We start from the raw sequence: 11,887 nt of genomic DNA, 5'->3' as shown, positions 1-11,887 counted from the left end.
TCCGGCTAGTCTATAGCAGACTGAGCCCTGTAAGCCACAGGGCTCAGTCCGCCAAGCGTCATTTTCATTCGATCATGGTTGTAATAATGGATGTACTCATCGATTGCAGCACGCAGGTCGGCAGTACTCTTGAAGCGCTCACGGTAGAACATTTCTGATTTCAACGTGCCGAAGAAGCTCTCCATTCTGGCGTTGTCCAGGCAGTTTCCCTTGCGGGACATGCTCTGCTCCAACCCCATTTCTTCCAGTCGATCTCGATAGCGATAGTATTGGTACTGCCAGCCTTGGTCCGAATGCAGCATGGGCTTGGCGCCTTGCGGCAATCCAAGCAGCGCCTGTTCAAGCATCTTGCCAACCAATTCGTAGTGCGGCGAGGTGTCGACCTGGTAGGCCACGATTTCGCCGTTGTACAAATCCAGCACCGGGGACAGGTACAGCTTTTCCCCCGCCACTTTGAATTCAGTGACGTCGGTGACCCATTTTTCATTCGGCCGCTCGGCGGTGAAATTGCGTTCAATCTTGTTGTCCGCAATACGTCCGGGCTGACCGCGATAAGACTTGTACTTTTTCTGGCGTACCGTGCATTTGAGGCCCAACTGCGCCATCAGCTTGCGCACGACCTTGTCGTTGACGACCTGGCCGTCGCTACGCAGGGCCAAGCCCATCCTACGATAGCCCAGGCGACCCTTGTGCCTGGCCTGGATGGCCTGAATCCGGGCTTTCTGCGGCGCATACTTGTCCCCGGCCGCAAGCAGCTTGAGCTGGTGGTAGTAGGTGCTGCGAGGCAGTCCCGTTATCTTGAGCAGACGATCCAGCGGGATCTCCTGACGCAGGGCTGAAACTATCCGGGCTTTCTCTTCTCGACTTTCTTGAGCCTCGCCTTCTCCTCTCTTAAGGCTTTGAGCTTTTTTAGGACGGCGTTCTCCGCCTGAACCCATCGAAGCTTGTCCAGCAACTCGGCATGGGAGAGCTCCTCATCGTTGACTGCTTTGGTTTCAGTGGAATTGGCCGTGGGCTTGAGTGGTTTGGGCATGACGGGGCGCGATCCTTTCTTGACTGCCGCCAGGGCATTGGTTGCGCCACTGTAATACTGAGACTGCCATGCCGCTATCTGGGTGGAGTTGCCGAGGTTGAAAACGGCCGCCGTCTGGCGCAGGTAAAGTTTCTCGCGCCACATGCGCTCCAGAACAGTGAGCTTGAACTGGGGAGTGTAATATTTGAAGCGCTTTTGCAGGCTGGCAGCTCCGTGGATGCGGTAGGCCTGCACCCAGCGGCGAAGCAGCGAGGGATCTATCTGGAACCTTCCGGCAATGTGCCGGAAGCCGTAGCCCCGCTCCAGGAAGGCCTGAATAGCGGTCAGCTTGAACTGCTGGGTGTACTTGATCATGCAAGAAGCCCCTAAGGTTGGATTTGATGTCCAATCTCAGGGGCGCAGTTCAAAATGTAGGAGCCGGCGTAGCTGGCGATAGGCCGCGCGGGCGGCCGGTGGTGGCCATAGGCATCTCGCCAGGCGCTCGTAAGATCAAACCGGCCTGGCGGCCTCTCGGGGCTTTGCCCCTCCCACGCCTGTCCTGAAATTCAATCACGGCCACCACCGGCCGCCCGCGCGGCCTATCGCGGGCTTCGCGCGCTCCCACATTTGTTTCGGGCGTATGAATCCAGATGCATCACCTATGACCGCCGTGGTGCATGGCGGTCTATCGTCGGAGATCAAAAGCGGTCAGCGGAGATGTCACTGAATGCATACAAATCGAAACATGCGTAGGAGCGCGCGAAGCCCGCGATAGGCCGCGCGGGCGGCCGGTGGTGGCCATATTGGGCATCTCGCCAGGCGCTGGTAAGATCAAACCGGCCTGGCGGCCTCTCGGGGCTTTGCCCCTCCCACGTCTGTCCTGAAATTCATCACGGCCACCACCGGCCGCCCGTGCGGCCTATCGCGGGCTTCGCGCGCTCCTACATGACCGCCTTGGTGCATGGCGGTCTGTCACCATAGAATCTCCTACGCCAACCGTGTGAGCGAGCGCAGATGACGTGGGAGGGGGCAAAGCCCCCGAGAGGCCGTCAGGCCGGTTTGATTTTTGGCTTGGTGGGAGAAATGCGTCGCCGTCCTCGCCTACGCCACCTGTGGCGTCACCCAAGTTGGCGTAGGAGCCGGCGCAGCTGGCGAGGGCATCACTGCGCGTGGCGAGCCTGATAGAACCGGCGGATCGCCTCGGCCATCTCGCGCACGGGTGCCGGCGCATGCGCGGCGACGTTCAGCTCGATGGCGAAGTCCGGCAACTGCGGCAGGCCGCTGCTGTGGCCGAGCACTCTCAGGTCCTCCGGCACCAGTGCCCGCAGCCAGGGGGTCAAGGCCAGTTGGCTGCGCACGGTGGACAACGTCGCGTCGACCGAGGCGTTTTCATAAACCACGCGCCATTCGATGCCGGCCTGCGCCAGGGATGCGAACACCGTGTGGCGGAAGGTGCAGGTCGGGGTCACGAAGCACAGCGGCAAAGGCCGCGGCCAAGTCTCCTCAGGCGCTGCGCTGAGCCACACCAGTGGCTCCCGGGCCAGGCGCTCGCCGTGGGCCAGGCCGATCGGGCATTGACTGATGGCGAGGTCGACCCGCCCCTGGGCGAAATCTTCCAGCAGTTGCACCGAGGAGCCGCTGACCAGGCTGACCTGCACCTGCGGATGGTTCGCCGCGAACGTCTTGAGAATGGGCGCGAAGTGCGCGCCAGCCATGTCATACGGCACGCCGACGCGCACGACCTGTGCCGAGGGCGCGCCGAGCATGGCCGCACACAGGCTGTCGTTGAGCTGCAGCAGGTCGTGGGCGCGGGCCAGCAGGTCGTTGCCCCGTGCTGTCAACTGCGTGCCGCGGCTGTCGCGGGCGAGCAGCGCGCAGTCGAAGAAGTTTTCCAGGCGTTGCAATTGCTGGCTGACCGCGCCCTGGGTCAAATGCAGACGACGCGCCGCCGCGCTGATGCTGCCCGCCTCGACCACCGCGACGAAGGTGCGCAGCAAGGTCAAGTCGACAAGAGGGGATCGGGCCATGAGCCAACGCCATTAGCAATGCTGATGGCGGCATTATAAACATTCGCTACGGCGGCCCACCACGGGCCGCTACCGTGAGGCCTGTTCATTCGAGGATTGACCGCATGTTTATCGCCGGCACCACCGTCAACATCCAGGCTGCTCTCGCGCAAGTCAGCCAATACTGGTCGCCCCGAGTCGTCGGCCAGGTCAACAACCAGTACATCAAGGTCGCCAAGCTCAAGGGGGAACTGGTCTGGCACGCTCATGCCGACGAAGACGAAATGTTCCTGGTGGTCTACGGCCACCTGAAGATCCAGCTGGAAGACCGCGACATTCACCTGATGCCCGGCGAGTTCTGCGTGATCCCCCGCCAGATACGGCACAACCCGGTCGCCGACGAGGAATGCGCGATCGTCCTGATCGAGACGGTGACCACCCTGCACACCGGCGCCGAGGTGGTCGCGGGCAGCGTACCGATCGAACGCCAGCTGGCCTGAGTTCAGCCACCTGCGGCCCCATCATGGCAAGAAGACAGCAGCGCGCAGTGAATTATTTTGCGCACCAACCTCTCTGATAAGGCAGGGCCCGCCGCCGAATGCGGGCGCACTATCTGCCAGAGAGTGAACGTGTATGAGTTTGTTGAGCAAAAAACCACGCAAGCCCAACGTCGAGCCGATCGGCCTGAATGACATCACCATCGTCGACGATGCCAAGATGCGCAAGGCGATCACCGCCGCAGCGCTGGGCAACGCCATGGAATGGTTCGACTTCGGCGTCTATGGTTTCGTCGCCTATGTGCTGGGCAAGGTCTTCTTCCCCAGCGCCGCGCCGAGCGTGCAGATGATCGCAGCGCTGGCGACCTTCTCCGTGCCCTTCCTCGTGCGGCCGCTGGGCGGTCTGTTCTTCGGTGCCCTGGGGGACCGCTATGGTCGCCAGAAAGTGCTCGCGGCGACGATCGTCATCATGTCGCTGAGCACCTTCGCCATCGGCCTGATCCCCTCCTACGCGAGCATCGGCGTGTGGGCGCCGATCCTCTTGCTGCTGGCCAAGATGGCCCAGGGCTTTTCAGTCGGTGGCGAATACACCGGCGCTTCCATTTTTGTCGCCGAATACGCGCCAGACCGCAAGCGCGGCTTTCTTGGCAGCTGGCTGGACTTCGGCTCGATCGCCGGCTTCGTTGTCGGCGCGGGCGTGGTCGTCGGCATCTCCACCGTCATAGGCGAAGACAAGTTCCAGGAATGGGGCTGGCGCCTGCCGTTCTTTCTCGCCCTGCCGCTGGGCATGCTCGGCCTCTACCTGCGCAACGCGCTGGAAGAAACCCCGGCGTTCCAGCAGCATGTCGCCAAGCTTGAGCAAGGCGACCGCGAAGGCCTGTCGGCAGGCCCCAAGGTGTCGTTCAAGGAAGTAGCGACCAAGCACTGGCGCAGCCTGATCACCTGCATCGGCGTGGTGGTGGCGACCAACGTCACCTACTACATGCTGCTCACCTACATGCCCAGCTATCTCTCGCACAACCTGCACTACAGCGAGAATCGCGGGGTGCTGATCATTATCGCGATCATGGTCGGCATGCTCTTCGTGCAGCCGCTGTTCGGCCGCCTGAGCGATCGGTTCGGACGCCGGCCGTTCATCATCATCGGCAGCGTCGGTCTGTTCTTCCTGGCGATCCCGGCATTCATGCTGATCATCAGCGCCAAGATCGGCCTGATTTTCGCCGGGCTATTGATTCTCGCGGTCCTGCTCAACTTCTTCATCGGCGTCATGGCTTCGACGCTGCCGGCGATGTTCCCCACCGCCATCCGCTACAGCGCGCTGGCCAGCGCCTTCAACGTCTCGGTGCTGATCGCCGGCCTGACCCCCACCGCAGCCGCCTGGCTGGTGGAGACCACCAACAACCTGTACATGCCGGCGTACTACCTGATGTTCATCGCGCTGATCGGCCTGGCCACCGGCCTGACCATGAAGGAAACCGCCAACAAGCCGCTGAGCGGCGCCGCTCCGACCGCCTCGGACCTGGACGAAGCGCGCGAACTGCTCGAGGAACATCACGACAACATCGAGCAGAAGATCGAGGACATCGATGCGCAGATCGCCGAGCTTCAAGCTCGGCGCGAACATCTGGTGCAACAGCACCCTCGGGTCAACTGAGTCAGGGCAGGCGGATCGACAGTTCGACGTCGTCGGCCACGGGTACCGAGAGGTAGCCGTTGGCCGGCGAGCGGACATGCGCCAGGTAGTCGGGACTGTAGTCGGAGTTGTCGGCGACGATCAGCGCGCCCGGCGCCAGACGGCTCTGCAGCAACAGCAGAATATCGCCGTACAGCGCCTTGGCACCGTCGAGCAGGACCAGATCGATGCGCTCCGGCAGATCCCGCGCCAAGGTGTGCAAGGCATCGCCGGCTCGGATCTGCACCAGGTCGGCAAGGCCACCCTCCTGCAGATGCTGGCGGGCCATCTCGATCTTCGCCGCTTCGAACTCGCTACTGATCAACACGCCGCCACCGTTGTCACGCAACGCAGCCGCCAAGTGCAGGGTCGACAGGCCGAACGAGGTGCCGAACTCGACGATATTGCGCGCCTTGCTGCTGCGCGCCAGCAAGTAGAGCAGCTTGCCGGTTTCGCGTGACACCGGTAGCCAGAGGTCCTTGAGTTGCCAGTACAGCTCCAGATAGCGTGTCTTGCTCGACAGCAGTTCTTCGCGGGTAGCGTCGCTCATGTTGTCCAGCGCCGGGCTGGTGGCGGTTTCGGCGGTTTGGTAGAGACGTTCGATGAGCGCGGCCAGAGGTTCGCTAGTGAGGGTGTTCATGAGGGCATCCAATAGAGTCAATGCGATCAATTCGTCGCCTTGAAATGATGCGAGGAATCCTTCACATTCGCTAATCGCATTCCCCCAGAGGTTCGACCGTTGCCATGAAAAATCCCGCAACCCCGCGAGTTTCCTCGCGCAAACAGCCGCGTCAGGCGCGCTCGACGGCTCTGGTGGAGACTATTGTGCAGGCCGCCACTCAGGTTCTGGCGGAGGAAGGCGCGGCGCGTTTCACCACCGGCAGGGTTGCGGAAAAGGCTGGGGTCAGCATTGGCTCGCTGTATCAGTACTTCCCCAACAAGGCAGCCATTCTGTTTCGCCTGCAAAGTGATGAGTGGCGTCAGACCACTGACATGCTACGCAACATTCTGCAGCAGCCCGGCCCGCCAGCGCTGGTGCGACTCAGGCAACTGGTGCAAGCCTTCATCCATTCCGAATGCGCCGAGGCCGCAATGCGCAGCGCCCTGCACGATGCCGCCCCGCTCTACCGGGACGCGCCCGAGGCTCAGGCGATCAGGCTGGAAGGACAATCGATCATCGCCGCATTCATGCGCGAGCTGCTGCCTGAGGTCGATGAGGCAGCCAGGGGGCTCGCCGGTGAATTGATCACCGCGACCCTGAGTGAGGTCGGCAGAAGCTACTCGAGCAGCCCCAGAACGCAGGCTGAAATCGTCGTATACGCGGATGCGATGGCTGATATGTTTGCGGCTTATGTGCGGGGCATCTCATGAATAACTCGAGGGCCTAGCCCCCGAGTTCTGTTAAAGCGTCAGGCGGTGTGAGTCAAGCCTGCCAACGCCGCTGCTACCGGCCGGCGCTTCAGATGACTGGCCAACCAGGCCACGACCCACGACGTCAAATGGGTTACACCCAACACCAACAGTCCGGCCTCGAAACACAGCAGGCCCAGCAGTACCGCATCCATTCGCCCGTTCGGATCGGTCCAGGCGCCGATCAGGATCACCGTGCCAAGCACCGTGAGCAGGACCATTGGCAACAGGCGCACCACCTGTACGGCACGCCACCAGGTTTTATTGCCGAACCACTCAGGGCATTCCCAGAGAAACTCAATGATCTTGCTCATGCGTACGGTTCCAGTGGTGGATTGTTGTGACTTTCAGATTGTAGTCCGCGCCAATAGTTTCGCGATTCCATGAGGTTGCGCCGCCTAACAAGACGAACGTCAAAGAAATGTCGAAGAATTGTTACTAGATAATTCTGGTGATAAAAGGACGAATGCGTCAGAATCTCATTCTCATCAACGATTGTTCAGGATTGCCCCTCGTGAAACCCTGCCTCTCTGCCAGCCTGCTGCTGGCTGGCGCCTGCGGCGTATTGCCGCTGGCCCATGCTGCCGACGAACTCGCCCTCCCCGCCACCCAGATCCAGAGCAGCAGCGACCAGGCCGACGGCCAAAGCCAGGGCTACGCCGGCAAGACCGCCAGCAGCACCACCCGACTTGGCCTGAGCGACAAGGAAAACCCGCAGGCGGTCACCACCGTGACCCGCCAGGAGCTCGATGATTTTCGCCTCAACAGCGTCAAGCAGGCCCTGCGCGCCGCGCCTTCGGTGACGGTGGAGCAGACCGAGACCGACCGTACCGAATTCACTTCCCGCGGCTTCGATATCGGCACCTTCGAGTACGACGGCATGGGCATGCCCTTCACCCAGACGCTGCTGGCGGGCGACCAGGACATGGCCGAGTTCGAACAGGTGGACATCCTGCACGGCGCCAACGGCTTGATGAGCGGGGCCGGCAACCCCTCGGCGACCGTCAATTTCGTGCGCAAACGCCCGACCGACACCGCGCAGGCCAAGGTCGGCATCAGCGTCGGGGCCTGGGACACCTACCGCGAAGACGTCGACGTGTCCGGCCCGCTGACCGACAGCGGCAACGTGCGCGGGCGCTTCATCTACGCCCACGACAAGGGCAACTCCTACCTGGACCGCTACAGCCACGAAACCACCGTGGCCGCCGGTCTGTTGGCCTTCGACCTGACTGACGCCGACACCCTGACCGTCGGCTTTTCGCAGCACGACAGCGATTCGAACGGCAGCACCTGGGGCAACCTGCCGCTGGTGGACGCTGATGGCAACGCCATCCACTACAGCAGCCGCAGCTCGAACATCGGCCAGAAGTGGACGTACTGGGACGTGCACACGCAGCGCGCCTTCGCCGAGCTCAAGCACGATTTCGGCAATGGCTGGAACAGCAAGCTGACCGTGACCGGGGTCCGCCAGACCCAGGACACCGACATGTTTTACATCCAGAGCGTCGCGGGCGACGACGCCTTGTCCTACCCGACGCACATCACCAGCAAGTCGAACCAACTGATCGGCGAGGCACAGGTGTCTGGTCCGTTCAGCCTGTTCGGCCGCGAGCATGACCTGACGTTCGGCGCGAATTATGGTCGTAGTCATCTGAAGGCCAACGAACACGACCTCACTCCTACCGAGGAGCTGGGCAGCTATTACCTCCCCAGCTTCGCCGGTGCCCTGGCGGGAACCTTGACACGTCCGGACCTGAACTACACCTACGACACCGACAACCAGAACTACACCGACACCGAGAAAAGCCTGTACGCCGGCGCTCGCTTCAGCCTGGCCGATGACCTGCACTGGATCGTCGGTGCGCGCATGCTCAGCGCCGATGCGTCGGGCCTGAACTACGGCAGCGACTACTACACCCGCGAACACGGCAAGGTCACGCCTTACACCGGCCTGGTCTACGACCTCAACGATCAGTGGAGTCTGTACGGCAGCTGGACCAAGATCTACGCGCCGAACTACATCGTCGACGCCAACGGCAAGCTGCTCGCGCCACTGGAAGGCGTCAGCGAAGAGATCGGCGTCAAGGGGGCACTGGACAGTGGCCTGAATGTCACCGCCGCGCTGTTCAAGACCCGTCAGCAGAACGTCGGCGAGGCCACCGGTGCCTACATCGGCAGCCAGGCGATCTACGATCCGCAAGACTACAAGAGCCACGGTATCGAGCTGCAAGCCGACGGCGAACTGGCCCCCGGGCTGGACATCCTGGCCGGCTATACCTATGTACGCATCGACGACGACAACGGTGATCGGGCGCGCAGGTACGTACCGACCCACAGCGTTCGCGGCCTGGCCACCTATCGCCTGCCGTTCATGCCCAAGGCCAAGGTCGGCACGCGCCTGAGCTGGCAGGGTCCGGTGCAGAGCGACGTGACCAGTGAGATTCGCCAGAACGCCTACGCGCTGGTCGACCTGATGGCCAGCTACGACATCGACTCGCACTGGAGCACGGCGTTGAACCTGAACAACGTCACCGATCGCAAGTACCTGCAATCGCTGTACAACAGCGCGACCACGGCCAACTATGGCGCACCGCGCAACGTCACCGCGTCTTTGACCTGGACCTACTGATCGGCATCGCGACAACCCCGGCACAGATCCCGACATTGATCGCCAGGTTCATCGCAGACTGGTTGGCCGCAGAGGCGCTATGATGGCGACCGCCTGTACCCGCGCCTTTACGGCCAGCCCACGCTACAGAAGGAACCCGCAATGTTGTCGTTTAAACGCACCCTGAGCACTGCTCTGTTCGCCGCCTCGCTGGCCTGCGCCAGTGCCGCCATGGCCCACGCCCACCTGCAAAGCCAGACCCCCGCTGCCGACAGCAGCGGCCCGGCGCCGGCCGACCTGCGCCTGACTTTTTCCGAAGGCGTGGAAGCCAACTTCACCCAGGTCACCGTGACCGAAGACGGCCAGCCGGTCACCATCAAAAGCCTTGCCACCGACCCAGCCGACAAGAAGATCCTCATCGTGACGCCGACCCAGCCCCTCAAGCCTGGTGCCTACAAGGTCCAGTGGCATGCCGTGTCGGTCGATACACACAAGAGCGAGGGCGGGTACAGCTTCACGATTGCGCAGTGACGAAGACTCAATCACGGCCACCACCGGCCGCCCGCGCGGCCTTATCGCGGGCTTCGCGCGCTCCTACGACTGTTTCGGGCACATGCATCCATTTGATGTTCCACGATAGACCGCCAAGCACCAAGGCGGTCACAGGAGATCTGCCTGGAACGGCACGCTCGAAACAAACGTGGGAGCGCGCGAAGCCCGCGATAGGCCGCGCGGGCGGCCGATGGTGGCCATATTGGACATTTCGCCAGGCGCCAGGAAGATCAAACCGGCCTGGCGGCCTCTCGGGGTCTGCGACCCCTCCCACTTTGATCGCGAATTCCTTGTGGGAGGGGGCGAAGACCCCGAGAGGGCGCCAGGCCGGTCTTGAGACGTAGGAGCCGGCGCAGCTGGCGATAGGCCGCGCGGGCGGCCGATGGTGGCCATATTGGACATTCCGCCAGGCGCCCGAAGATCAAACCGGCCTGGCGACCTCTCGGGGTCTGCGACCCCTCCCACTTGATCGCGAATCGCTAATCGCAATGCGAGCTGGCATTTAACCATCATTGCCGTGCCTTCCCTGCCCTGATCGGCGTCATACCCCGTCCAATGCTGGACTGGTTGGCAAAAACCGCAGCCTAGAGCCACTTCTTCATGTTGCCTGGTGAACTTTCCCGCCTTGGCGTTTTCAGTTCATCCCAAGATGCAGAGGCAATGCGGCATATGGCCGCTACCGGCGTTGATAGCAAAAAAATAACCATTCAATGTAAGAGAGACCACCGTGGCCATGACGGACATGACGGATACAACGGCTCGCGCCGTTGCTACCCCCCCGGAACAGAACGCCCCCGGCATCGCCAACGTCAAGCGCTTGAGCTTGTTCGTATTCGCCCTGTTTTTCATCTTTGGTGGGATCACCAGTCTCAACGACATTCTCATCCCCAAACTCAAGAGCCTGTTCAGCCTCAGCTACGCCGAAGCCATGCTGGTGCAGTCGTCGTTCTTCGTCGCCTACGCCATCGCCTCGATTCCGGCCGGCCTGCTGATCACCCGCGTCGGCTACATGCGCGCCGCTGCCCTGGGCCTGGTGACCATGGCCGTAGGCTGCGTGCTGTTCATTCCGGCCGCGCTGGTCGGCCTGTTCGGCGCCTTCCTGATCGCCCTGTTCGTGCTGGCCATCGGCGTGACCGTGGTGCAGGTGGTGTCCAACCCGCTGATTTCGCTGCTGGGCCCGACCGCCACCTCGCACAGCCGGGTGACCTTCGCCCAGGCCTTCAACTCGCTGGGCACCACCGTGGCGCCGTACCTGGGAGCGATGCTGATTCTTGGCTCGCTGAGCCAGGTCGACCCGAGCACCCTGGCCGGCTCGCAGCTGGCCAGCTACCTGGCCCAGGAAGCCAAGGTCATCAGCAGCACCTACACCGGGCTGGCGATTGCCCTGGTGGTGGTGGCCATGCTGGTGTGGCAGCAACGCAAACACTTGCCAGCCTCAGGCGCGGCCGAGGGCGCCAACCCGCTGTCGGCGCTGAGCCTGCTCAAGCAACCACGCTTCGCCTTCGGCGCGGCCTGCATCTTCTGCTACGTCGGCGCGGAAGTGGCGATCGGCAGCCTGATGACCAACTTCCTGATGCAACCGACCACCTTCGGCTTCGATGCCGAACTGGCCGGCAAGCACGTCGCCTACTATTGGGGCGGCGCCATGATCGGCCGCTTCATCGGTGCCGGCCTGCTGCGCGCCTTCGCCCCGGGCAAGGTGCTGGCCTGCGCCGCGCTGATCGCCATCGCCCTGATCGCCAGCGCTGCCAACAGCCACGGTGCCCAGGCCGGTTGGTCGATCCTGGCCATCGGCCTGTTCAACTCGGTGATGTTCCCGACCATCTTCGCCCTGGCGTCCGAAGGCCTGGGCAAGCGCGCGGCCGAAGGCTCGGGGCTGATCTGCGTGGCCATCGTCGGCGGCGCCATCGTGCCGCCACTGACCGGCCTGGTCGCCGACTACAGCAGCCTGGCCCTGTCGCTGGCAGTGCCAGCGGTGTGCTACGCGATCATCGCCAGCTACGGCTGGTACGCGCGTCGCCCGGCCGTGGCCTGAGGCCCGCAGGTCCGGTGCGGCGCACCGGACCTGGCCGATCGGAGCCCCGGCAGATGAAATTTTTTGACAGATTCGTAACGAAAAGTTTGCAGTAA

General features: G+C 62.6%; 9 protein-coding genes and 1 pseudogene. 6 read left to right on the top strand and 4 right to left on the bottom strand.

Annotation, left to right across the window (positions count from 1 at the left end; all coding sequences use genetic code 11):
• Window positions 1-5 precede the first annotated feature (5 nt).
• Window positions 6-1,387: pseudogene (locus SFA35_RS11405) on the bottom strand (IS3 family transposase).
• 785 nt (window positions 1,388-2,172) lie between these two features.
• Window positions 2,173-3,039, bottom strand: coding sequence for a LysR family transcriptional regulator (locus SFA35_RS11400; protein ID WP_320578354.1), 867 nt, complete (start codon window positions 3,037-3,039; stop codon window positions 2,173-2,175).
• A 104-nt stretch (window positions 3,040-3,143) separates the two neighbouring features.
• Here SFA35_RS11400 and SFA35_RS11395 point away from each other — a divergent pair, with 104 nt between their 5' ends.
• Window positions 3,144-3,518, top strand: coding sequence for a cupin domain-containing protein (locus SFA35_RS11395; RefSeq protein ID WP_320578351.1), 375 nt, complete (start codon window positions 3,144-3,146; stop codon window positions 3,516-3,518).
• Between the two features lie 133 nt (window positions 3,519-3,651).
• A complete protein-coding gene (proP, locus tag SFA35_RS11390; RefSeq protein ID WP_320578349.1) occupies window positions 3,652-5,169 on the top strand; it encodes a glycine betaine/L-proline transporter ProP in 1,518 nt (505 codons plus the stop codon).
• 1 nt (window position 5,170) lies between these two features.
• Here proP and SFA35_RS11385 read toward each other — a convergent pair whose 3' ends face one another.
• Window positions 5,171-5,827, bottom strand: coding sequence for an O-methyltransferase (locus tag SFA35_RS11385; protein WP_320578347.1), 657 nt, complete (start codon window positions 5,825-5,827; stop codon window positions 5,171-5,173).
• Between the two features lie 104 nt (window positions 5,828-5,931).
• Between SFA35_RS11385 and SFA35_RS11380 the strand changes: the two genes are divergently transcribed.
• Window positions 5,932-6,558, top strand: a complete 627-nt coding sequence (locus SFA35_RS11380) for a TetR family transcriptional regulator (protein ID WP_320578345.1) — start codon at window positions 5,932-5,934, stop codon at window positions 6,556-6,558.
• 38 nt (window positions 6,559-6,596) lie between these two features.
• Here SFA35_RS11380 and SFA35_RS11375 read toward each other — a convergent pair whose 3' ends face one another.
• Window positions 6,597-6,911 carry a hypothetical protein gene (locus SFA35_RS11375; RefSeq protein ID WP_320578342.1) on the bottom strand — a complete coding sequence of 105 codons (315 nt, stop codon included), beginning with the start codon at window positions 6,909-6,911 and terminating at the stop codon, window positions 6,597-6,599.
• Between the two features lie 200 nt (window positions 6,912-7,111).
• On the opposite strand from SFA35_RS11375, the gene SFA35_RS11370 reads away from it, so the two are divergent.
• The 3 genes from SFA35_RS11370 to SFA35_RS11360 all read left to right on the top strand — a co-directional run bounded on the left by SFA35_RS11370 (window position 7,112) and on the right by SFA35_RS11360 (window position 11,792).
• Window positions 7,112-9,226, top strand: coding sequence for a TonB-dependent siderophore receptor (locus SFA35_RS11370; protein ID WP_320578340.1), 2,115 nt, complete (start codon window positions 7,112-7,114; stop codon window positions 9,224-9,226).
• A gap of 144 nt (window positions 9,227-9,370) precedes the next feature.
• A complete protein-coding gene (copC, locus tag SFA35_RS11365; RefSeq protein WP_414058541.1) occupies window positions 9,371-9,736 on the top strand; it encodes a copper homeostasis periplasmic binding protein CopC in 366 nt (121 codons plus the stop codon).
• Window positions 9,737-10,499: 763 nt separating this feature from the next.
• A complete protein-coding gene (locus SFA35_RS11360; RefSeq protein WP_320578335.1) occupies window positions 10,500-11,792 on the top strand; it encodes a sugar MFS transporter in 1,293 nt (430 codons plus the stop codon).
• The last annotated feature ends 95 nt before the right edge of the window (window positions 11,793-11,887 follow it).

Origin of the sequence: Pseudomonas sp. HR96, assembly GCF_034059295.1 — a bacterium.
GTDB lineage: Bacteria > Pseudomonadota > Gammaproteobacteria > Pseudomonadales > Pseudomonadaceae > Aquipseudomonas.
This window is presented reverse-complemented; position numbering and strand designations above follow the sequence as displayed.